We start from the raw sequence: 23,529 nt of genomic DNA on the forward strand, positions 1-23,529 counted from the left end.
ATCAGTTTCTCCCTGAGCTGAAGCGGTCACCGCTACGCAGCGGCATTGTCGGGGTAGAGTTGGCACCCTCGTTGGAAACGGGGACCTGCTCTGTGACCGGGGCGGCAGTGGCACGATCAGACTGGGTTACCTTCGGCTTGCCAGACAGCTTGTCGAGCGGCAGGTAGATCATGCTGTTGTTGCCAGCCGGCATGTCAACCACCACCTTGTTGGCCTGCTGATAGAGCTCTTCCATGGTTTCCAGATAGATACGCTCACGGGTCAGCTCGGGAGCAGCCAGATACTGGGGCAGCAGCTCGTTGAAGCGAGCAACTTCACCCTGGGCTTTCAACACGATCTGGGATTTGTAAGCTTCCGCTTCCTGCTCCAGACGCTTCACCTGACCACGGGCCTTGGGCTCCACTTCACGGGCATAGGCTTCTGCTTCACGAATGAAACGCTGTTCATCTTCCTGAGCGGAGATGGCGTCATCAAACGCGTCTTTCACCTCTTCCGGCGGACGCGCCGGCAGGAAGTTGACATCGACGATCTGCAGACCCATCTGGTAGGGCTCGATGATGCCATCGATCACCTGCCAGGTCTCCTGACGCACCTTCTCACGACCGGTAGTCAGCACATCATCCATCCGGGTATGACCCACCACGTAGCGCAGGGCGCTATCGGTAGCCTGACCCAGACTCTCGTCGGCATTGGTCACGCTGAACAGATACTGCTCAGGATTGACCACACGGTACTGCACGTCCATCTCGACCCGTACCACGTTCTCATCCTGAGTCAGCATGAAACCGGAGGCAGGCAGGGAGCGCACGGACTCGACGTCCACCGGGATCACCTGATCGATAAAGGTCGGCTTCCAGCGCAGGCCCGGCTCGACAATATGGGAAAACTTGCCAAACCGCAGCACGGCACCACGCTCCGCTTCGCGAATGGTGTAGAAGCCGCTGACGACCCACACCACCACAGCCACAACCAACGCGATGGAGATACCAAAGCGACCTACATCGCCACCAGATTTGCCGCCACCAAACAAGCCACCGAAACGGCGACTCACTTTGCGCAGCATTTCATCCAGATCAGGGGGTCCCTGATTCTTGCCGTTATTCCCCCAAGGGTCACGGTCTTTGCCGTTGTTACCAGGCTCATTCCAAGCCATCAGCGTCTCCATTAATACATGCGGATGGATATCATCTCTATCGGGCCGTCATACGTCGCGAAGCCCCTAAGGGTTCATCTTCATCAACGAATCAATGCCTGATAAAGCGTTGTAAACTCTCACCTTCCTGTTTCACGAGGCGGTTCCAGTCGACCACTTGCAAGCGGACTTCCAGCACGAAATCACCCTCCTCGCTAAAACCTTCCTGCTCAATCCCTTTCAGCTGATAGAGCGCACTGCGCAATCTCGCGGCAGAAGGAGGTAACTGCAGGGTGTGATGCACCATGGAGCCAGCCAGCAATTCGGTCAGCGCCGTAAACAGATGCTCACAACCTTCACCAGTCTGGGCCGACAGCCAGACGCGCAACGGGCGCCCCTCGTCATCTCGCTCCAGACCTGCCGGACGATCCGCCAGCTTGTCGATCTTGTTGCAGATCATCAGCTGGGGCCTGTCATCGGCTTCAATCTCGGCCAACACCTGCTGCACGGAGTCGATATTCTCCTGCATCTGCTCATCGGCACAGTCCACCACATGCAGCAGCAGATCCGCTTCACGGGTCTCCTGCAGGGTCGCCTTGAAAGCCGCGACCAGATCATGGGGCAAGTGTCGAATAAATCCAACTGTATCCGCCAAAATCACATCACCCACATCCCGGATCACCAGATTACGCAGGGTGGGATCCAGAGTTGCGAACAATTGGTCGGCAGCATACACGCTGGCAGCTGTAAGTTGGTTGAACAAAGTGGACTTTCCGGCGTTGGTATAACCAACCAGTGACACCGTCGGCACTTCGTTGCGGTTGCGGGCGCGGCGTCCCTGCTCCCGCTGCTTGGCCACCTTGTCGAGCCGACGCAATATCGCCTTGATGCGTTCCCGCAGCAGACGTCGGTCAGTTTCAAGCTGGGTTTCACCCGGGCCACGCAGACCGATCCCGCCCTTTTGACGCTCAAGGTGGGTCCAGCCTCGCACCAGACGAGTGGAAAGATGGCGCAACTGGGCCAGTTCGACCTGCAGTTTACCTTCGTGGGTACGGGCGCGCTGGGCAAAGATATCGAGGATCAGGCCGGTTCGGTCCACCACCCGGCACTGGAACAGACGCTCCAGGTTGCGCTCCTGGGCAGGGGTCAGGGCATGGTTGAAGATGACGACGTCGGCATCCAGCATCTGGACTTGGGACGCGATCTCTTCAGCCTTGCCACTGCCGACAAAAAATTTGGCACTGGGCGCACTGCGACTGGTGGTAATTACCCCCAGCGCATTGACTCCGGCCGAGCTCACCAACATCTTGAGCTCTTCCAGATCCTCCCGCTCACCCTCATCACTGAAGTTGACATGCACCAGAACGGCCTGTTCGCCAGCTTCATAACGGTCAAACAAGCGCTTGCTCCTTAACAGGAATCATGATGAATCTGAGTTGGCGAGTCGACTCGCCCAGGGGTATCACGCCTCGGCATCACCCTGTTCATCAGCCGCGCCACCCGGAGTGGGCTGGTGATGATTGACGGCACGGGCCGGTACGACAGTCGAGATGGCGTGCTTGTAAACCATCTGGCTCACGGTGTTTTTCAGCAGGATAACAAACTGGTCAAAAGACTCGATCTGACCTTGCAGTTTGATGCCGTTCACCAAATAGATAGAAACAGGAATCCGCTCACGGCGCAGCGCATTCAAAAACGGGTCTTGGAGAGATTGCCCCTTAGCCATTTTTCTTTTCCTTATAGTTTGTTGTTTTTAAACACCGAATATCAATATAACAACCTGATTATACAGGGAGTGTCAAGCCGCACCAGCGCGAGCAAGCACGCGGTCGAGATTGCCAGACTCACCAGATTCCAACCAGGTCACATCGGGCCAGCCGCGCAACCAGGTCATCTGTCGTTTTGCCAATTGGCGTGTGGCAACAATGCCACGATAACGCATCTCATCATACCCCACTTCACCGCACAGGTAGTCCCACATTTGGCGATAACCCACACAGCGAATGGAGGGGAGATCCGGGTGCAGATCGCCGCGCGCCATCAGCGCACGAACCTCCTGTTCAAAGCCGCCTTGCAGCATCTTGTCAAAGCGCTGTTCGATCCGCTGATGCAGCACGGCGCGATCGCTCGGGGCGATGGCAAACTGCAGCACCCGATAGGGCAAGCCCTCCCCCTGCACCTGCGTCAGCTCGGTAAGGGTCTTGCCGCTGATACGGTAGACCTCCAGCGCCCGAGAGAGTCGCTGCGGGTCATTGGGGTGGATCCGCGCCCCGGCCACAGGGTCGATGCGCACCAGCTCGTCGTGCAGCGCTTGCCAACCGCAGCGGGCAGCCTCTTCCTCAATCCCGGCACGAATGGCGGGATCGGCAGAGGGCAGCGGGGACAATCCCTCCAGCAACGCCTTGAAATAGAGCATGGTACCGCCCACCAGCAGCGGAATGCGGCCACGGTCGGCGATCTCTTTCATCTCCCGCAGGGCATCCTTGCAAAAATCGGCTGCCGAATAGCTCACAGCGGGATCAAGAATGTCTATCAGCCGGTGCGGAGCCCGCGCCAGTTCATCAGCGGTGGGCTTGGCCGTACCTATATCCATGCCGCGATAGATCAGCGCAGAATCGACGCTGATGATGTCGCAAGGCAATGCCTGGCACAGTTCAATGGCGAGATCCGTCTTGCCGGAGGCCGTCGGCCCCATCAGAAAAATTGCGGTCGGCAAGTCACTCGCCATGTTCAAACTCCTCCAGCACGGTCGCCAGCGAAAGCGGGCGTACCATGCGAATGTCTGCCAGTTGGTCACTGAAATCAGTCACAAGTTCCGTCAGCAGACGACTGGCAGTTGAAAAATCGTATATCTTCTCGCGGCTTATCCCCTGCTCCACCAGCCATTGGCATAATACTTCAGCCTGCTGACCAGCATCACTGTCAGATCCGCCCTCGATAATTTGCAGCAATTCGGGTAACAGACGCACCAGATCGGTCTGGCGCAGCAGAGCCGGTACCCGAGTCAGGATCATGGTGTCGCGCCCCCCGCTTTTCAACTCCAGTCCCATCCGTTTCAGCAAACGCTCCTGCTCGGTCACCAGCGCGATCAAATTCTTCGGCAATTTGAAGGAGACCGGCAGCAACAGTGGCTGGGCCGCCAGCCCCTGACCCCAGGTCTCCAGCAACCAGTGGCGTAGCAGCACCCGCTCGGCGCGTACCAGCGAGAGCAGGGCCAGCTGATTATCCCGCTCGATCAACAGGTAGGCCTGCTCCACCAGTGTCAGGGCGCGACATCCCCCCTGTTTGGGTGACGGCACCGTGTCGGTGGACTGTGCGGGAGCAGCCTCAGTCGCAGTTGCGATAGGCAGCGTAGTGAGCAGAGCGCCCATGCCGTGCATCGCCTCCCGGCTTGGGGGCTCGGGCGGTTGATAATTGCTGGCTCGGCTAGCCCCACTGCCCCCCTCCCGCACCTGTGCAGGTGCCCGGTAGCTGTGCTCGGCACCGTACCATTCGGGACGTGGCGCCTGACCGGGATATTCAATCTGCGGACTGACCGGCAACTCGACCAGAGTTTCGGCCAGCGGAGTGTCCTGATGAGCGGTGCTCACCCCTTCGCGGCGCAGCGCAGTAAACAGCGCCTGAAAGATAAAGTCGTGGATCAGTCGCGCCTGATGGAAGCGCACCTCATGCTTGGCCGGGTGGACGTTGACATCCACCTGACGGGGATCCAGCTCGATATAGAGCACATAGGCGGCGAAGCGGTCGGGAGGCAACAACTCGTCATAGGCCTGACGAATAGCGTGGTTGATGAGCTTGTCGCGCATCATCCGGCCGTTGACATAGGTGTATTGCAGATCGTTTTGCGGTCTTGCCCCCTCCGGCGTCGCCAACCAGCCCCACAACCGCACGTCGCTATGCTCGCTCTCCACCGCCAGCGCATGGTGTATGAAGGGGGTGCCGCAAACGGCGGCGAGGCGACGCTCCTGCTCCGGCACGGTATTGGCGGCCTTGTACTGGCGCACCACCTTGCCATTGTGGCGCAGGATCAGGGTGGCATCGAAGCGGGAGAGCGCGATGCGGCGCACCAGCTCGTCGATATGGGCAAACTCGGTCTTTTCGCTGCGCATGAACTTGCGCCGCGCCGGGGTATTGAAGAAGAGATCCACCACCTCCACCGTGGTGCCCACCGGATGGGCCGCCGGCTTGATGGTGACGCTCATCTCACGCCCTTCCGCCTGGGCTTGCCAGGCTTCGGACTGCTCGGCGGTACGGGAGGTGAAGGTGAGACGGGAAACCGAGCTGATAGAGGCGAGCGCCTCGCCACGAAAGCCGAGGCTGTTGATCCCTTCCAGATCGTCCAGTGTGGCCACCTTGGAGGTCGCATGACGCGACAACGCCAGCACCAGCTCATCTTTGGCGACGCCACAGCCGTTGTCACGGATGCGGATCAGCTTGGCGCCCCCCTTGTCGATGTCGATCTCGACCCGGTCGGCCCCCGCATCCAGGCTGTTCTCCACCAGCTCTTTCACCACAGAAGAGGGCCGCTCCACCACCTCTCCGGCTGCAATCTGGTTGGCCAGAATGGGTGGCAAAATACGGATCGGCATCATTTACTCCTGAATTTCTATCTTGCGGATGGTCAGTCTCTTAAGGCTCCAGGAGGGCCGCTCCACCACCTCTCCACCAACCGGAATCTGGTTGGCCAGAATAGGGGGGAATATACGGATCGGCATCGCTGACTCCTGAATTTCAATCTTGCTGATGGTATTCGCTAACAGCGGGAGCGGCATCACCCGCTCCCGCGCGTCAGTTTTGCGGAATGTAGAGCACCTGCCCTACCTGAATATTCCGCGACTTGAGCTTGTTGATCTCTACCAGCCGTGCCTGACTCACCCCATGTTTCTCGGCAAGGCGGGAGAGACTCTCGCCCCGCTTGACCACATGGCGGATCATCTGCGACTTGTCGTCACTGCGAACGGGGGCGGCACTGCGGCTCTGCCCCTGCTGGGGGATATAGATAGTCTGACCAATCTGAATATCCCGGCTGCGCAGCTGGTTGATCTCCACCAGAGTGGACTGACTCACTCCATGCTTCTCGGCAAGGCGGGAGAGGCTCTCACCCCGTTTGACCACATGGCGGAGCATCCGCGATTTGTCATAGTCCCCCACACTGCTGACCGGTGCACCGCTCTCTTGCGCTGCCGCCGAGTAAGGCTTGATCACCCCGGCGCCAGAGCCGCTAGCCGCACCGCCGTCACGGGTGGTGGCGGGCATCTTGTTGGTCACTACCGGCTGCGACTGTGCCTGCCTGGGCTGGCTCACCGGCTGCCGGGCTACCGGTGCAGGGCGAGTAGCGGCAGGTTGGCTCACCTGCCCCTTGCCGGTCAGCATGGCCCCCTTGGTCGGGTGGGCGCGGTAGTAGTTGCGGATCCCCTCGAAGATGGCGCGGGCCAGCTGGTCCTGATAGCTGGCGGTGGCCAGCAGCTTCTCTTCCGCATGGTTGGAGATAAAACCGGTCTCCACCAGCACAGAGGGAATATCCGGTGCCTTCAGCACCGCCAGACTGGCATGCTCCGGCGCCTTCTTGTGCAGTCGGGCAACCTTGCCCATGGAACGCAGGATCTGGCGGCTGACGTCATACCCTTCGGCACGGGACTTGTCCATGGAGAGGTCGAGGAAGGTCTGCGCCAGATAGGGGTTGGGATCAGATTCCGCCAACACCTTGCCGACACCGCCCAGCAGCTCGCCCTGCTTCTCCTGCTTCTCCAGCCAGCTGCCCATCTCGCGGTTGGCACGGTTGGTCGAGAGGACCCAGACCGAGGCGCCGCGCGGGGTCGAGTTATGAAAACTGTCTGCATGGATAGAGACCAGCAGATCCGCCTTCGCCTTGCGGGCAATCTCGGAGCGCTTGTTGAGGTCGACGAAGTAGTCGCCACGACGGGTCATCACGGCGCGCATCCCCGGCTCACGGTCGATCAGTGACGCCAGCTTCTGGGAGACCGCCAGCGTGACCCGCTTCTCGTAGGTGCGGCGCGGGCCGATGGAGCCCGGGTCTTCCCCGCCGTGGCCAGGGTCGATGGCAATCACCACCCCCTTGCCCTTGCCACCGACAGGCGTGGACTGCACCGCAGCCGCCGAGCGCTTCTCTTCATAGGGAAGGTCGATGACCAGACGGTGACCATAGGGCCCGGCTGGCGCCAGCGGAAAGACCACCGGCTTGATGGCGGAGCTGAGATCCATCACCAGCCGCAGACCGCCCTTCTCCAGCGGAGTGCTCTGGCGGATCTTGCGCACCAGTTCGCTGTTGTTCTCGATCCGCGCCAGATTGGCGGCGTTGCTCGCCCCTTTCAGATCGATCACCAGCCGATCCGGGCCGGTGAGGGTGAAATAGTTGAAGTTGGGGGCGCTGCTCATATCGAGCACCACCCGGGTGTTATCCGGTGATGGCCAGATTCGTACGCTCTTGAGCTGATTCGCCCAGGAGGGGAACGCCATCAAAGAGAGAGCAATAACAAGGATCAAGCGCACGTAGATGACAACCGTTCCAGAATGGCTTCGCCAATAGCAGTGCGGGCCTCTATCAGAACCTCGCGCTGCTCACCTACATAAGTGAGGGTAATTTCCAGGTCGGGAGCCGGTAACCAGCCCTCGCCCTTCTCGGACCACTCCACCAGACAGAGAGTGTTGGCGGCAAAATAGTCCCGAATGCCCATGAATTCCAGCTCTTCCGGATCAGCCAGGCGATAGAGATCAAAATGGTAGACCTGCCAGCCATCGAGCTCATAGGGTTCGACCAAGGTGTAAGTCGGGCTTTTTACCTTGCCCTGATGGCCAAGGCCCTGCACCCAGCCGCGGGTCAGGGTGGTTTTACCGGCGCCAAGCGTGCCATGCAAAAACACTGTGGTCGCCTGCTGGCAAGCCTGTGCCAGACGGCCACCCAGTGCCACGGTTGCTGCCTCGTCCGGCAGTGTCATCATCAACTGTTTTGCCATGTTCTTCTTTTTAACTTGTAATGGTGTCGGGATTAACCAGTTTGCGGATCAGCGGCAGCAAGTCTGACGCCAGCATGCCCCGCTCGCCGTCAGCGGCGGCCTGATCTGCAGCCTCGCCGTGGATCACTGCGCCCAGCCAGCTTGCCATGGTGGCAGACCAGCCCTGGGCCAAAAGGGCGGCGATTATACCAGATAACAGATCGCCCATCCCTCCACTTGCCATGCCGGGATTGCCTTCACAACAGAGAGCGACCCGCTCGCCGTCATAAATAAGTGTTCCCGCCCCTTTTAACAACACCACACCGCCATAACGCCGCTGCAGCGCCTGCACGGCGGCAAACCGGTCTGTTTCAATCTCGGCAATGGTGCATCCCAGCAGGCGCGCCGCTTCGCCGGGATGGGGCGTGAGCACCCAATTATCCTGATGGCGGGGAGATTGCGCCAGCCAATTCAATCCATCGGCGTCCAAAACCAGTGGCAGCCGTTCGGTGAGATAACGGGCGATTTGCGCGCTTCCCCACTCATCCTGACCGAGCCCGGGGCCAATGACCCGCACCGACGCCCACCCCTCGTCATCTGCGGTAGTGAGACTCATCAGTTCGGGTTGATAGAGGCTGACCGGCGGATGTTCCGGATGCTGACATACCCGCACCAGCCCGGCCCCCGCCCGCAGGCAGGCGCGGGCAGCCAGCACAATGGCCCCCTGCATGCCGCGATTGCCCCCCACCAGCAGTACCTTGCCATAAGAGCCCTTGTGGGAAGCGCGCGGACGCGGGGTCAGCTGCGTGCTGAGCTGCGGATAATCGATACGCCAGGCGGCGGGCAGCATAGTGTCATCAGGCGTCACGCCAAGGGGATCGCAGTCGAGCTGGCCGACGCAATCCACCCCGTCGCCGGTGAGCGTCCCCTGCTTGATACCGATAAAGGTGAGGGTGCGAGTGGCCTGCACCACAGCCCCCATGGCACGGCCGGTATCGCCGTTGAGGCCGGAGGGGAGATCCACCGCCAGCACGGGCACAGCCAAGCCATTGATTGTTGCGACGATCTTTGTCAGTAGTGGCGAGAGGGGCGTGTTGACGCCGGTGCCAAGCAGGGCATCGACCACCAGATCCGGGGCGGAGTGTTGGGTATCATCAAACTGCTCGGCCAGCCAGACCCTGCCACCGGCCGCCAACCACTCATCGGCGGCCTGTTTGGCATCCCCCTTCAGCTGGTCGGGTGCCCTAGCGGCAATCACCACCACCTCGATGCCAATCTGGCGGGCAAGGCGGGCCAGCACATAGCCATCACCGCCGTTATTACCGGGGCCGACGAAAATCCACCAGCAGCGACTGTCGGGCCAATGCAGGGTGGCATAAGTACGCAGCGCGGCACCGGCTCGCTCCATCAGGGCATAGAGAGGTTGCCCCTCACGCGCGGCCCAGTTGCGCTCCAGTGCGCGGATCTGTTCAGTCTGCCACAGCCCCTGTGGTAAACTGCCCCCCTCTTTTGTGCCCAACGCGCCCCTGATGATCTCTACCATGACGGCTCCCGCCTCCTATCAATCGACCCACGCCAGCAAACTCCGGCCAGGCCAAGCCGCATGAGCGCACCTGACTTCCACCAGCTGGCCCACGATATCAAGCTCTGGGCACGGGAGCTAGGTTTTGACCAGGCGGGCATCACCGACACCGACCTGCGTATCGAAGAGCCGAGATTGCAGGCCTGGCTGGATGCGGGCTATCACGGCAGCATGGATTACATGGCGCGCCACGGCATGATGCGGGCGCGCGCCCACGAGCTGCTGCCGGGCACGGTGCGGGTGTTGTCGGTGCGGATGAACTACCTGCCGTTCGAGGCGGGCTTCGCCGCGACCCTGCGCGATCCGACTCTCGGCTATATCAGCCGCTATGCTCTCGGTCGTGACTACCACAAGGTGCTGCGCAACCGTCTCAAACAGCTGGGTGATCGCATCGAAGCGCGCTGCACCGAGCTGTTTCAAGGCACTGAAGAGACCTTGGGTGAGTGGCGCCCCTTCGTCGACTCCGCCCCCATCCTCGAGCGGCCGCTGGCAGCCAAGGCGGGCCTCGGCTGGGTTGGCAAACACTCACTGCTGCTCAACGAATCGGCCGGCTCCTTCTTCTTTCTCGGTGAGCTGTTGCTCAACCTGCCGCTGCCGCTCGACCAGCCAGTGGAGAAGGAGCTGTGCGGCAAGTGCGTCGCCTGCATCAACATCTGCCCGACCGGCGCCATTGTCGCCCCCTATGTGGTGGATGGCCGCCGCTGCATCTCCTATCTCACCATCGAGAACGACGGTCCTATTCCGGAAGAGTTCAGGCCCCTGATGGGCAACCGCATCTACGGCTGCGACGACTGCCAGCTTATTTGCCCCTGGAATCGCTACGCCGATGCCAGCCCGGAACCCGACTTCAGCCCGCGCCCCAGTCTGCACCGCCCCCCCCTGCTGGCGCTGTGGTGCTGGAGCGAGAGCGACTTTCTCAAGCAGACCGAAGGGAGCCCGATCCGCCGCATCGGTTACCAGCGCTGGCGCCGCAATCTGGCAGTCGCCCTTGGCAATGGCCCGGCAACCCCCGAGGTGATCGCGGCTCTGCAACTGGGGCTGACCACCGCCGATCCTATGGTGGCCGAACATATCGAATGGGCGCTGACCACCCTTGCCCGGCGTCAGGATGAAGAGAACAAGAAGACCCGTTTGCTGATCCGCTGCATCGAAAAAGGTCTGTCGGATCACGCATAAGTGATCTGCCCCTTGCCGGATTGCAGCACTTTTTTCATGCTCTGCCGACCTGCAGTGCCCATAACAGCGTGGTCACTGCAAACTGCTCGGCACACAACAAGGACAACACTGATGCATATGTTGGGAGTGGATATTGGAGGCTCTGGGATCAAGGGCTGTCTGGTGGATACCAAAACCGGCGAACTGATCGGCGAGCGCCATCGCATTGCCACGCCGCAACCGGCCACCCCGGCCGCCATCGCCCATACCCTCAAGGCGTTGGTCGAACACTTTGACTGGAAAGGGCCGGTGGGCTGCGGCTTTCCCGCCACCATTCACAACGGCATTGCCAAGAGTGCCGCCAATATCGACAAGAGCTGGATTGAGACCGATGCCGAGCATCTGTTTGCCGATGTTACCGGCAAGCCCTGCTATGTGCTGAATGATGCCGATGCCGCCGGTCTGGCCGAGATGCGCTTTGGCGCTGGCAAGGATCGCAAGGGGGTCATCATCCTCATCACGGTCGGCACCGGTATCGGCACCGCCATCTTCGTCAATGGCCATCTGCTGCCCAACACCGAGCTGGGCCATCTGATGCTGGAAGGAATGGTCGCCGAGCACTACTGCTCCGATGCGGCGCGCAAACGGGAAGATCTCTCCTGGAACCGCTGGGGCAAGCGTTTCAACAAGTATCTGGCGCGCCTCGAGTTTCTCTTCTCCCCCGACCTCTTCATTCTGGGGGGCGGCAGCGCAGCCAAGCTGGATAAGTTTGTCGATCGCATCGAGACCCGGGCGCCGCTTATTCCGGCGGCCAGCCTCAATCAGGCGGGCATTATCGGGGCCGCGCTCTACGCGGCCGAGCAGCAGGGCTAACCGACGCTCACTGCAAGTCAGCAGATACCAATGGAAAGGGCCCGGCACTGCTGCCGGGCCCTTTTGTTTTGCGGTCATCTTGCGTGTTTGGTGCTTATCACCCGTTACATGTCGTCGAGTCGGTGCACTCCGTGCACCAGTCGAGTCAGGCGGGTCTGCTCCAGCCCGGCCAGATTCTCGAGCAAGGCGGTGGTGGCCGGTGTCGGGCACTCCCGGGCCAGATGACTCAGTTCGCCCACCAGCTGCTCTTCCCAGCGGCATACCTGAGTGACGATATCCTGAGTCTGGACTGATGCCGGCAGCTCGAAGCGGGTAATGGCAGGCAGCATATCCTCGCTGAAACTCTGGTTCAGCCAGGTCTCCCTGACCGCCTCTCCCAGTTGAGCGGCATATTCGTGCAGATGGGCACTGGCCGCATCCTCACGCCCTTGCAGATAGACCAGCAACATCCGGCTCCGTTCGCTGTCCACCTGACTGGTCAAACGCCCGTAACAGAGTCCGAGCTGGTGATGAACCTGCTCAAGATAGCGCAGCAACTCTTTGATCTGTTGGAATCTCATCGTACTGCCCTCCATGCTTGTCGACATCATCAGTATAAAAAACCGGCGCCACCGACCCAATCCCTATCCGTGCCCCCCTTGCGCTGCATCAAGGTTGACGCCGACAAAGTGGCTGCCAGGTGCTCCGGTCACGAATAGGGAACGATTTGTGCAGCAATTTGTGTAACGATGGAGGAGCATTAAGCTAGACAGCAGATGTGAACAGAAACGGGCTGGCACACTAATAAAACCAGCATATACCCGATATAAACCATCTTTAATTCGGCCATATGCCGCAGGGACGAAACAGGATCTGGAAGAGCAACAATACCATTCTGATCGTTATCCGCCTGACAGAAATCCTTATCACTTTTTTAGACGTCTAGACGTAAAAACATGCGTTGACATGGCCATCCAGACATCTTAGCATCATCCTCCATGATGACAGAGTAACCCAGTGGAACCTCTGCCCAATTTCCCCGCCTGTAGCGCCCTGTGCTTTAAGGCTGTTAGCACGGAAGAATCCATGATTAAGTTGATCGGTCTCAACAAAGTCTACGGTACAGGCAGTGACGCCGTGCACGCCCTGCGTGATGTGAGTCTGCATGTACCCCAAGGCAAAATTTTCGGGGTGATCGGTGCCTCCGGTGCCGGCAAGAGTACCCTCATTCGTTGTGTCAACCTGCTGGAGCGCCCGACAGAGGGCCAAGTCATCGTTGATGGCCAGGATCTGGTCGCCCTGAGCGAGCGGGATCTGACCCAGGCTCGCCGCCAGATCGGGATGATTTTCCAGCACTTCAACCTGCTTGCCTCCCGCACCGTGTTTGCCAACATCGCCTTTCCGCTGGAGCTGGCAGGCTGGAGCAAAGAGAAGATCCAGCAACGGGTTGCCGAACTGCTGACGCTGGTCGGGCTGGAAGCCCGTGCCCAGGCCTATCCGTCCGAGCTTTCCGGCGGTCAGAAACAGCGCGTCGCCATTGCCCGCGCACTGGCACCGGCCCCCAAGGTGCTGCTCTGCGACGAGGCCACCTCGGCCCTCGACCCGCAGACCACCCGCTCGATCCTGACCCTGCTCAAGGAGATCAACGTCAAGCTGGGGCTCACCATCCTGCTCATTACCCACGAGATGGATGTGGTGAAAGGGATCTGTGACGAAGTGGCCATCATCAGCGATGGTCGCCTGATCGAGCAGGGGGAAGTGGCCTGGTTCTTCAGCAACGCCAAGACCCAGCTGGCCCGTGACTTTATCCACTCAACCATCCATCTGGAGGTACCGCAGGAGTATCAGGATCGGATGAGCAGCGAGCGGGTGCCGGGCAGCTACCCGCTGGTGAAGCTCGGCTTTACCGGCAGCACGGTTGATACGCCGCTGATCTCCGAGGCGAGCCGCCGTTTCAACATCGACATCAGCATACTGAGCGCAGACATCGAATACGCAGGTGGCGTCAAATTCGGTTTCCTGCTGGCCGAGCTGTTCGGGGATGAAGCCCAGTGCGAGGCCACCCAGCAGTTCCTTATCGACAACCACATTCAGCTGGAGGTAATGGGTTATGTCCGAAGCCATGATTAATCTGCTCATCACGGCCCTGGGCGACACCCTGATCATGGTGTTTGCCTCCGCCCTGTTTGGCTGCCTGCTGGGCCTGCCACTCGGCGTGGCACTGCATGTAACCAAGGCGGGCCAGATCCTGGCCAACCCCTTGCTCAACCGTACTCTGGGTATGGTGGTCAACGTGGGTCGCTCGGTGCCCTTTATCATTCTGCTGGTCGCCATCATTCCGCTGACCCGGCTGATTGTCGGCACCAGTATCGGCACCATCGCTGCCATCGTGCCGCTGACTGTCGGTTGCATCCCCTTCATCGCCCGTCTGGTAGAAGGGGCCCTGATGGAAGTGCCGGACGGCCTGCTGGAAGCGGCCAAGGCGATGGGCGCCAAGCCGCTGCAAATCATCACCAAGGTGCTGCTGCCCGAGGCTCTGCCCGGCATCCTCAACAGTGTCACCATTACCCTCGTCACTCTGGTGAACTACTCGGCCATGGCCGGGGCCATCGGTGGCGGTGGTCTGGGGGATGTCGGTATTCGTTATGGTTATCAGCGCTTTGACCCGACCGTCATGCTGGTGACCGTGGTTATCCTGGTAGTACTGGTTCAACTTATCCAGAGCGCGGGTGAGCGCCTGGTCAACAAATGTGATCATCGTTAATCGTCGATTTCTGACAGGAGGTTTTATGAAATTTGGCATCAAATCCGTTGCGGCAGCCCTGCTGGCTGGTCTGGTTCTGGCCGGTTGCGGTCAAAAAGAAGAGAGCAAGGTTCTGAAAGTGGGCGCTATTGCCGGCCCGGAGACCGAACTGGTTGAAGTGGCTGCCAAGGTAGCCAAAGAGAAATACGGTCTGACAGTCGAGGTGGTCAACTTCTCCGACTACGTCACCCCGAACGTGGCGCTGAACGATGGCAGCATCGACGTCAACGCCTTCCAGCACAAACCCTATCTGGATGCGCAGGTGCGTGATCGCGGCTTCAAGCTGGTGCCGGTTGGCAACACCTTCGTCTACCCGATTGCCGGTTACTCCAAGAAGATCAAGGCGCTGAGCGAGCTGCAAGATGGCGCCCAGATCGCGGTACCGAACGATCCGACCAACCTGGGTCGCTCGCTGATCCTGCTGGCCAAACAGGGTCTGATCACCCTGAAGGATGGCGCCGGTCTGGAAGCGACCGTGCTGGATATCGCCAGCAACCCGCGCAACTTCAAGATTGTCGAGCTGGAAGCAGCCCAGCTGCCGCGCTCACTGGAAGATGTGGATCTCGCTATCATCAACAACACCTTCGCCGGTCAGATTGGTCTGACCCCGACTGAAAATGGCCTGTTTGTTGAAGACAAAGAGTCCCCGTACGTCAACCTGATCGTCGCCCGCGACAACAACAAGGATGACGAGAAGGTCAAACAGTTCGTACAGTCTTTCCAGACCGATGACGTCTACAAGAAAGGGTTGGAGCTGTTCAAAGGCGGCCTGGTAAAAGGTTGGTAATTGCTCACTCGGCAAAAAAGGCCACGCAATGCGTGGCCTTTTTTATTGGCGCCGCTATCATATCCGCGAGCACGGCAACACGAACATACTCATAACATGAAAAAATGGTATCTGGCCTACTGCAAGCCAAAAGAAGAGGCCCGCGCCCGCGCCCACCTCGATGCCCAGGGTATCGAATCCTATTACCCCATGGTGGAGATCGAGAAGCTGCGCAGGGGCAAGCGAGTTCCGGTACGGGAACCCATGTTCCCCAACTATCTGTTTATCTTTGTCGATCTGGAAGAGGTGACACCGGTCACCCTGAAATCGACCCGCGGCATCAGCAGAATCATCCACTTTGGCAGTGAATGGACCCCCATCAGCAGCAAGCTGGTCTATCAGCTGATGAGCCGCGATGACAGCGACGAGGCGAGAGCCAGCTACGCCAGTCTGCCCTGCTCGGGCGACAAGGTGCTGATTGAAGAGGGGCCGCTTGCCGGCTTCGAAGCCATCTATATGGAGCCGGATGGAGAGAAACGTGCGATTTTGCTGGTCAGCCTGCTCAACCGAGAGACTACCAGCAGCTTCGACAACCACACCTTCAGACGTCTGGACTAAGCCCATGGGCCAGACGGCCCGGTGAATGGCAATAGCAATGGCGGGATGCTCCCGCCATCTCACGCATCACGATCAAAGCGGGCGATGACCGCCTTCAGCTTGCCGGTATCGCCAGCCAGTCTGGCTACGATCTCCTCCCCCTGCTGACTGCGCTGACAGGATTGCCGACTGAGCGCGGCAATGTCATCGACCGTACCGGATACCTCGGCGGCCACCCGCGACTGCTGCTCGGTTGCCACCGAAATGGCCTCCAGCTGGCCCGACAGCGACTGCACCAGCTGGTTCATGGCACTCAGGGTATCGGTCACCAATCCAACTGCATCCCGCCCTTGCTCTACCAACCGGGTTCCGCTGCTGACGGTACTTACCGTCTGGCGAGTCTGCTGGGAGATGGCCGCAATAGTCTGGCTGATCTCGGCGGTTGATTGATGGGTGCGGGTCGCCAGCTGGCGTACCTCATCGGCTACCACCGCAAAACCGCGCCCCTGCTCGCCTGCCCGCGCCGCTTCTATCGCCGCATTGAGTGCCAGCAGATTGGTCTGCTCCGCAATGGTGGCGATCACCTCGGTGATCTGCCCCACCTGTTCACTCTGATGCTCCAACAGCCCCATGGCCTCGTTGGCCTGCCCAATCATGATGGCAATCTGCTGCATGGTATCGCTCATTCGTGCCAGCGCGGCCTCTCCCTGACGGGTCTGCTGCCGCACCTGATGGGCTCCATCCGCCACACTGGCAATGTTGCCAGCCACATCACGAGCACTCACCGACATCTGATCGATAGCCGCCGCCACCGCATCGACCCGCTGATCCTGCTCCGTCAGATCCGCCACTATGGCTCTGGTAGTGCTGCCCACATCGAGACAGGCCACCTCGACCTGCCCCACTGCGCCCTGCAACTCCCCGACCAGATGATGTAACTGGGCAGACATCCGGTTGATGGAACCGGTCAACTCTCCCAACTCATCCTGCCCTGTGATTGGCAAGGGCTCAGCCGCCAGCCGGCCATCCGCAACCTGCCCCGCCCGGTTCACCAGACAGGCAATGTCACGGGTCAGACGGCGACTAAAGAACCAGGCGACCACCATGCCAAGCACGATGGCGCTGCCGGTAGCCAACAGCAGAGTCTGGTTTATGGCCCTCCCGGCTCCGGTCATCTGCGCCGAAATCTGATCCACCTCGGCACGGGTTTTCCCCACCTGCTGGACCAGTTGCTCGCTGAGACTGGACTGCATCGGCTCGATGTCGGTGGCCATCAGGTAGTTGGCCTGATCCCAATCCGGCGCCTGGCGCTTCTCGATCACCTGCCCCACCAGCTCGGAGAAGGGGGTCGCCATCTCTTCAAACAGCTGCCAGAGGCTCAGCTGGGTGTCGGTAAAGAGCGCGGCTTGCTGCTTAACCTCAGCCACACGCTGCTGATGAAACTGGTAGTAATCCTGATACTTGCGGCGGTATTCGGGGTCGCCTGAGATAAGAAAATCCCGCAGGGCAGAGAGGGCGTTGGCGAGGCTGTTATAGGCATCTCCCACCTGTTTGAGCAGCATGCGGCGATCGCCGGAGAGTTGATCCTGCGGAGTGCCAACTTCTTCATTGGCAAAGGATTGCAACTGATCGAGCGCCGCCTCCGCCAGCGGACCCGCCTCCTGCAGCATCAGGGTGTGAGCGGGCAGATTCTCTTCACTCTGGGCGATGATCCACACCTTCTCCTGATGGCTTTTGAAGGTCTCGAGAGACTTGGCGAGCGCCGGACTGAAGGCCTGATGGGCGATGGCCTGCCAGGCCGACTCCCACTCCTGCTTGAGGCGGGAAGCCTGAGCCGGATCCTTGCCGAGGATCAGATAGCCACGCAAGGCAGAAACGGTGGCAACCAGCGCCTTCTGGCTCGTTTCATCCCGCTGCAGAGCGGGCAGCGCCTGCTCCAGCAGGGTGTGTTGGGCCTGATTGATCTGGGTCAGCCGGTAATAGACCAGCGTGGAGGAGAGCAGGATCAGCAGGTTGATAAAACCGAAGCTGAGCAGCAACTTGCTTGAGATTTTCATGAACATCCTTGTTCAAACGGAGGGATCCAGCCAACAGAATCAGATAGATATCAGTGTAGGCAATCTATCTTGCCAAGTCCGGTGCCAATTAGCCAATTCACTGCGCGGCATCGGGCGGGCAGAGAAAAATCCCTGACAAAGGTCGCAACCTAGCTGGGCCAGCACTCGCCAGGTTGCCTCATCCTCTACCCCTTCCGCCACCGACTTCAGCCCCAGCTTGCGGGCTAACTCGATACTGGACTCGATGATAGCCAAACGTGACGGATCGGCATGGCAGCGATCGACAAAGGAGCGATCCAGCTTGAGTTCGGTGAACGGCAACAGTGCCAGCTGCTGCATCGAGGAGTAGCCGGTACCAAAATCATCGATGGAGAGGCCAAAACCATGCATCCTCAGCCGGGTCAGCACCTCCAGAGACTTGCCCAGATCCTGTACGAATGCGCTCTCGGTCACCTCCAGGGTGATGAGCTCAGGATTGATGCTCCAGCGCTTGCACTGATCAATCAATAAGTTGCAGAGGTCCCCTTCAATGAGTGAGGTGGTAGAGAGGTTCATCGACAGATTGAGTGACAACCCGGTTTCCTCCCATAAATGGCCATCACTCAGAGATTTGCTGATGATCACCTCGGTCAACGGATCGATAAGCCCGTTGTGCTCCGCCAGTGAAATAAAACGCCCGGGCGGGATCAGGCCAAACTCGGGGTGTTGCCAGCGGGCCAACGCCTCCATCCCGACCCATTCGCCGGATGCAAAACTCACCTTGGGCTGATACCAGGGCAGCAGTTGATCTTGCTCGATCGCCCGACGCAACTCATCGAGTCCTATTCTGTGCCCCTCTTCCTTCCTGACGGGTTCCTGCCGGGGTGACCAAGCCTGGATAAGCCGCTGGAGCTGCTGCGGCGTTGAGGGTTTCTCTATGCGACCGAGCACCTGCAAGCCATAAGCGGTACTCATACGCAATACAGCTTCCACCACATTCCCCTCAAGTGCGCTGGAGAGGATAATGCCGCCCTGAAAACCACCTAGCGACAGGCGGCGCAACAGCGCCATGCCATCCATTCCGGGCATTCGCAGATCGCAAAACAGGATATCGACGTTGTGTTGCTGGCTAAGCGCCAACGCCTCGATACCATCAACCGCTTCCAGCAGATTCTGGTAACCCAGGCTGCGGATCTGGTGCAGCAGCGCCTTGCGCTGAAATCCATGGTCTTCCACGACCATGATGACCAACTCATGTTGTGCTTTTTTCATCGAGCCATAATCCAATGTCGTGGGCAATCGCCGTCATCAACCTCTGCACTGTGCTGACCAGATCGTCGAGCTCGTCGAGCCGCTTCAATCGCGCTGCCGATTCCAGCATGGCAGCCTGGCTGGCAAGCTCCTCCAACCCGACCATTCGGGCAGCCCCCTTGATCCGGTGGGCTGTCTCTACCAAAGCGCTGGCATCATGACAAATAAGCGCTGCCATCATGGCCTCGCCATCCTGCCGGTTGGAATCGAGATACTCCACCGCCATGGCTCGCGCGGTCAACTCGTCACCAAACAGCGCCAACCAGCGCTCAGCCTGCATGCCTGTAGCCCCAACAACGGGCGCAACCGCGCTTCTGGTTGGCGTCCTCTCTGCCAGCCAATGGGCCAGCATCTGGCGCAAGATATCCAGCGGGTAGGGCTTCAGTAACATGTCACTCATGCCAGCCTCTACCATACGAGCACTCGCCTCTTCCGACGTATCTGCCGTTACCCCTATGATGGGTGCCGTCACTCCCGCAGCCCGCAGCGCCTTGGTCAGGGCATAACCATCCATCACCGGCATATGGCAATCAGTCAGCAGCAGAGAGAATTGCTGTCCCTGCCAGGCCCGCAGAGCCTTCTCGCCATCTTCCACAACCTGAGCCTCGATACCAAGAATGGCCAACTGCCGTGCCAGCAAGGCACGATTGACCGGATGATCATCGGCCACCAATACTTTGCCACCCAGCTTCTCTGCAAGCGTAGGGAGGTGCGGTGTGACCCGCTCCTGTAGCAATTCGTGGCAGCTCTCCAGCAGAAGATCCGGATAGAGAGGAGATAGACCCAAGCGCCACCATTTCTGTTCACCAATCCGCCCCCGTAACGCCTCATCGGGTGACGCTATGATCCCCTTCAGCGCAGAGTGTTGCAGCCAGCTTTGCCATTCCCCCCCAAGCGCTTGCTCAAGCCACCGTTGATCGGCCAACAGCAACCCTTCCAGTGAGCGACTAAGCTCACTGGCCCCCAAGTACCTGAGCTTGGCCCCCTGCCGTACCATGGCCGCTTCGAGGTTGGTGTCATCGCTGAAAAACCACCATTCTGTGTCAGCCAGAGCAGGGGGATCCCACTGCGGATTGGTTAGCGGCACGGTAAAGCGGAAGCAGGAGCCCTCTCCTGCCTTGCTGGTCAGTGTCAGTGCCCCCCCCATTTTGCATACCAGCTGCTCACAGATTGCCAACCCCAGTCCGGTGCCACCAAAACGACGGTTGATATCTGACTCCACCTGCTCAAAAGGCGTGAACAGCAGCGCCTGCTTCTCTTCGGCGATCCCGATACCGGTGTCACTGACACTGATGGTCAGTTGCTCGCTCAGGTAGCTGACCCGGATAGTAATCCCCCCTTGTTCGGTAAACTTCACCGCATTGTTGAGCAGGTTGGAGATGACCTGACCAATACGCACCCCATCGATGTCGGCCCAATCCGGCACATGATGCTCCCACTCCAGCACCACGTTGAGCCCCTTGTTATGAGCCAGTGCCGCATGGCCACGAATGGCATCGCAGATCACCGTTTGCAACCGGCTGCTCTGGTAATTCAACTGCAACTGACCCGCTTCTATCTTGGAAAAATCGAGGATGTCATTGACCAGATAGAGCAGGTTGTTGGTCGAGGTGACCACATTGCGCACCATAAAACGCTGGTCGTCGTTGAGCTCGCTCATTTGCAGCAATTCGAGCATGCCATGCATGCCTGAAATGGGTGTTCGTAGTTCATGGCTCATGGTTGCCAAAAAGCGGCTGCGAGCCTGCATCGCCTGCTCGGCATAGGCGCGAGCTTCGCGCAACTCATATTCCTGTTGCTTGAGGGCAGTGATGTCCTGAATCACCCCGTTAAGGATCAGTGCCTGCTGCTCCTGTCTGACAAAGTTGCCACGCACTTGCAGATAGCGATCTCCATCAGGTCGCTCCACCTTGACCTCCAGATCGAGGGGAGCCAGAGTCTCGGCATGATTGGCCACCTTGCTGACAAAATCCTGCAACGCCTCTTCGGTAAAGCCGAACACCTCACAACCCGATTCGGCATTGAACAGCTCCTGCCGGGAAGCCCCGAGGATCTCGCTGGCCCCCTGAGAAGCATACAAAAACCGCCCCTTGCCGGGTCCTTGCCACAAATACTGATAGACCACCCCAGGCATGCTGTCGGTAATCTGGGTAAGGCGATTTTCAGCCTGACGGGCGCGCTCCTCCGCCTCTTTGATCCGGCTGACATCGGTCAGTACTGTCAACACCCCCAGCATATTGCCATCGGGATCGCGATAAGGACGTTTGGCATAGATAACATGGCAGGGCGTACCATCAGCTCGCAGGTTACTGCCTGCACCCTCCAGATCCTGTCCGGTCTGCCACACCAAACGCTCTTCTTCCAACACACTGTTTCTGAGTGTCTCTGGCATGTTTTGCAGCTCCTCACTGCTACTGCCAGCACCGAGGAAAGCATCGCGATAGGCCTGATTGCACAAGGTGATCCGCTGCTCGCTATCACGAAGCGCCACCATGGTTGGCAGTGAGTTGAGCAAGGTCTGCACAAACAGCAACTGTTCGTTCAGCTTGTCCTCTGCGATTTTCCGCTGCGCAATCTGGCGACGCAAACTGCGAGCCCAGAACATCACCAGCAAACCGCTGACGAGCAAGGCGCCCCCCCCTATGGCCAACCATTTGTAAATCAGGGTGTAATCAGACTCGATATTGACCGACACATTGAGCCAGCGTCGTTCCAGCAGTTGCCATTCCTCATCCGTGATGGTCAGCAGCAACTTGTCCATGATGCGGAGCAACTCGGGCTGAGCATTATCGACAGCCATACTGATAGGTACGGAAAATTCGGGGGAGCTCAGCACTACCTGATACTTATCATTGAAACCCTTCATCGCCTGCTGTCCCAGATTGGTCATGGTCAACAGCACATATTCGGCTCGCCCAGTATCAAGCAAGGTCAGTAAATCGGCATCTTTGCCTACTTCGATAATATTGGCGCCCAGCGCGTGAATGAGAGAGGCTTCGTAAGAACCCGTCACACCACCAATCAGACGCCCTTTCAGCTCGACCAACGACTTCAGCGGGCGAGCACCGTGTCTGGCTACAACATAGCTGTCGAACTTCAGATAGGAGGAGGTAAAAGAGGCAAAGGACTGACGATCCTTGAGCGGTGTCATCAAGGGAATAAGGTCCACTTTGTGCTGTTTCAGCAGTTTAAGTGACTCCTGCCAGGTATTTGTCGACGCCAGCTCAAAGCGGATCCCGGAGCGCAGACTCAATAACTTCATCAGGTCTGCCGTATAGCCATGCAATTCACCTTCGTCATCGATTTCACTGATGCCGGCAAATCCGGGGGCAACGGCGAACTTGATGACCTTGTTTCTCTGCTTCAGCCAACTAGCCTCATCAGGTTCCAGCAACAGACCAGCGTTGGCGCGTTCATCTTCCTGATGCAACCGTAGTCGTGAGTCAGCAACGGGTATCTGTTGATATGCATGCCAAAGCTTCTCGCTCAGCTCTGGCTGGCGGGAGCTGGTCGCCATCGTCAGCGTGCTGCCAGAAAGCCACCCAGGAGCGACAACCCCCATTGATGCTGGCATTCTCTCCATCTTGAGGGTAACAATTGGACCCAACTCAAGATATGCATCGACAGCGCCCAGCTTGACCATATAGGTCGCCTCGTCACGGCTCTCAAGCTCAGTTACATCAGAGACCCCCAAACGAGCCAATTCATTACAACTGCCAAACCCGCGAATACAGACCCAGCGTAACTTGCGCGCCTGCTCCAGGGTCAATTGCTGATCAGGGGTATGCATTAAAATGGAGCGGGCATATGAACCGATACTGCCAATAGGGTTTATCCCCTTCAGCTCAAGAGCATTACGTTCGACTCCGATTAATGCATCGATCTGGCCGCCTTGGAGAGCAATCTGGGCATCTACGTAGGAGTTGTAGGAGATATAGCGCAGGGACACGCCCATTTCGGCTGCAATGCGCGAGGCCAACTCCTTGAGCGGACCGGCATAACGCTGGTTGGGGAGCTGATAGATGAAAGGGGGATAACCACCACGGGGTACCCCGACCAGCAGCTCTTTTTGTGCGGAAATTTCGTTACTTGTGCTCTCATCTTGCGGTTGGGGAGCCGCAACAGCCAACATGCCTGAAAACAACAGCAAAATGGGAAGAAAAAGCTGACGAAGGAGTGGCATAAGGTCTTGTCCTGATGAGTAAAACAGATAGGGCTGCCACCTCTAATCTTGCAGATCCTGACGACGCAAGGCGAGAAAACAATCGCAGCTGTTACAAAGAGGGCGGAGAGGATAATACTGAGTCACCAACATGTGAACCTGGAATCAACCGCAAGATGG

General features: G+C 58.9%; 19 protein-coding genes. 6 read left to right on the top strand and 13 right to left on the bottom strand.

Translation table 11 applies throughout. The features are described 5' to 3' along the window. Nucleotide 1: 1 nt before the first annotated feature. From hflK to BN1139_RS14625, 9 genes are all read right to left on the bottom strand, one after another. Nucleotides 2–1,153, bottom strand: a complete 1,152-nt coding sequence (gene hflK / locus BN1139_RS14585; protein ID WP_005341060.1) for an FtsH protease activity modulator HflK — start codon at nt 1,151–1,153, stop codon at nt 2–4. Between the two features lie 91 nt (nt 1,154–1,244). Next, entirely contained in the window at nt 1,245–2,531 is a 1,287-nt protein-coding gene (hflX, locus tag BN1139_RS14590) for a ribosome rescue GTPase HflX (protein ID WP_005349281.1), read from the bottom strand. Nucleotides 2,532–2,594: 63 nt separating this feature from the next. Further along, a complete protein-coding gene (hfq, locus tag BN1139_RS14595) occupies nt 2,595–2,858 on the bottom strand; it encodes an RNA chaperone Hfq (RefSeq protein ID WP_005339045.1) in 264 nt (87 codons plus the stop codon). Nucleotides 2,859–2,930: 72 nt separating this feature from the next. Beyond that, on the bottom strand, nt 2,931–3,860 hold the full coding sequence (gene miaA, locus BN1139_RS14600; protein ID WP_005349279.1) for a tRNA (adenosine(37)-N6)-dimethylallyltransferase MiaA: 930 nt from the start codon (nt 3,858–3,860) through the stop codon (nt 2,931–2,933). Next, complete coding sequence (gene mutL, locus BN1139_RS14605) at nt 3,850–5,721, bottom strand: DNA mismatch repair endonuclease MutL (protein WP_005349277.1); 1,872 nt, start codon at nt 5,719–5,721, stop codon at nt 3,850–3,852. Before mutL ends, miaA begins: the two co-directional genes overlap by 11 nt. Before the next feature lie 3 nt (nt 5,722–5,724). Continuing rightward, a complete protein-coding gene (locus tag BN1139_RS14610) occupies nt 5,725–5,904 on the bottom strand; it encodes a hypothetical protein (RefSeq protein ID WP_005349275.1) in 180 nt (59 codons plus the stop codon). A 16-nt stretch (nt 5,905–5,920) separates the two neighbouring features. Continuing rightward, nucleotides 5,921–7,609: an N-acetylmuramoyl-L-alanine amidase gene (locus tag BN1139_RS14615; RefSeq protein ID WP_005349273.1), complete on the bottom strand. Its 1,689-nt coding sequence runs from the start codon at nt 7,607–7,609 to the stop codon at nt 5,921–5,923. Between the two features lie 23 nt (nt 7,610–7,632). Continuing rightward, nucleotides 7,633–8,106 carry a tRNA (adenosine(37)-N6)-threonylcarbamoyltransferase complex ATPase subunit type 1 TsaE gene (gene tsaE / locus BN1139_RS14620; RefSeq protein ID WP_005339056.1) on the bottom strand — a complete coding sequence of 158 codons (474 nt, stop codon included), beginning with the start codon at nt 8,104–8,106 and terminating at the stop codon, nt 7,633–7,635. A gap of 10 nt (nt 8,107–8,116) precedes the next feature. Beyond that, nucleotides 8,117–9,628, bottom strand: a complete 1,512-nt coding sequence (locus tag BN1139_RS14625) for a bifunctional ADP-dependent NAD(P)H-hydrate dehydratase/NAD(P)H-hydrate epimerase (RefSeq protein WP_005349270.1) — start codon at nt 9,626–9,628, stop codon at nt 8,117–8,119. Nucleotides 9,629–9,688: 60 nt separating this feature from the next. Here BN1139_RS14625 and queG point away from each other — a divergent pair, with 60 nt between their 5' ends. Both queG and ppgK read left to right on the top strand, forming a co-directional pair. Next, nucleotides 9,689–10,843, top strand: coding sequence for a tRNA epoxyqueuosine(34) reductase QueG (gene queG / locus BN1139_RS14630; protein ID WP_005349267.1), 1,155 nt, complete (start codon nt 9,689–9,691; stop codon nt 10,841–10,843). A 111-nt stretch (nt 10,844–10,954) separates the two neighbouring features. Next, nucleotides 10,955–11,695 (top strand): polyphosphate--glucose phosphotransferase, encoded by a 741-nt coding sequence (ppgK, locus tag BN1139_RS14635; protein WP_005349265.1) that lies wholly within the window; start codon nt 10,955–10,957, stop codon nt 11,693–11,695. A 104-nt stretch (nt 11,696–11,799) separates the two neighbouring features. Here the strand turns inward: ppgK and BN1139_RS14640 are convergent, their stop codons facing one another. Next, entirely contained in the window at nt 11,800–12,255 is a 456-nt protein-coding gene (locus tag BN1139_RS14640) for a hypothetical protein (protein ID WP_005349264.1), read from the bottom strand. Between the two features lie 505 nt (nt 12,256–12,760). On the opposite strand from BN1139_RS14640, the gene metN reads away from it, so the two are divergent. The 4 genes from metN (at nt 12,761) to rfaH (ending at nt 15,861) form a co-directional block, all read left to right on the top strand. Beyond that, a complete protein-coding gene (metN, locus tag BN1139_RS14645) occupies nt 12,761–13,804 on the top strand; it encodes a methionine ABC transporter ATP-binding protein MetN (RefSeq protein WP_005349261.1) in 1,044 nt (347 codons plus the stop codon). After that, a complete protein-coding gene (locus tag BN1139_RS14650; protein WP_005339070.1) occupies nt 13,785–14,438 on the top strand; it encodes a methionine ABC transporter permease in 654 nt (217 codons plus the stop codon). Before metN ends, BN1139_RS14650 begins: the two co-directional genes overlap by 20 nt. Nucleotides 14,439–14,463: 25 nt before the next feature. After that, a complete protein-coding gene (gene metQ, locus BN1139_RS14655; RefSeq protein ID WP_005349258.1) occupies nt 14,464–15,264 on the top strand; it encodes a methionine ABC transporter substrate-binding lipoprotein MetQ in 801 nt (266 codons plus the stop codon). A 96-nt stretch (nt 15,265–15,360) separates the two neighbouring features. Beyond that, a complete protein-coding gene (rfaH, locus tag BN1139_RS14660) occupies nt 15,361–15,861 on the top strand; it encodes a transcription/translation regulatory transformer protein RfaH (RefSeq protein ID WP_005339074.1) in 501 nt (166 codons plus the stop codon). A 59-nt stretch (nt 15,862–15,920) separates the two neighbouring features. On the opposite strand, the gene BN1139_RS14665 is transcribed toward rfaH, so the two are convergent. Genes BN1139_RS14665 through BN1139_RS14675 form a run of 3 tightly spaced genes read right to left on the bottom strand, consistent with a single transcriptional unit; the run spans nt 15,921 to nt 23,370 of the window. Continuing rightward, complete coding sequence (locus tag BN1139_RS14665; RefSeq protein ID WP_005349254.1) at nt 15,921–17,897, bottom strand: HAMP domain-containing methyl-accepting chemotaxis protein; 1,977 nt, start codon at nt 17,895–17,897, stop codon at nt 15,921–15,923. Nucleotides 17,898–17,936: 39 nt separating this feature from the next. Then, nucleotides 17,937–19,148 carry an EAL domain-containing response regulator gene (locus tag BN1139_RS14670; protein ID WP_005349251.1) on the bottom strand — a complete coding sequence of 404 codons (1,212 nt, stop codon included), beginning with the start codon at nt 19,146–19,148 and terminating at the stop codon, nt 17,937–17,939. Further along, on the bottom strand, nt 19,129–23,370 hold the full coding sequence (locus tag BN1139_RS14675; protein ID WP_005349250.1) for an ATP-binding protein: 4,242 nt from the start codon (nt 23,368–23,370) through the stop codon (nt 19,129–19,131). The genes BN1139_RS14670 and BN1139_RS14675 overlap by 20 nt, the downstream gene beginning before the upstream one ends. Nucleotides 23,371–23,529: the final 159 nt, after the last annotated feature.

Origin of the sequence: Aeromonas veronii bv. veronii (genome assembly GCF_000820225.1) — a bacterium.
In the GTDB taxonomy this organism is placed as follows: domain Bacteria; phylum Pseudomonadota; class Gammaproteobacteria; order Enterobacterales; family Aeromonadaceae; genus Aeromonas; species Aeromonas veronii.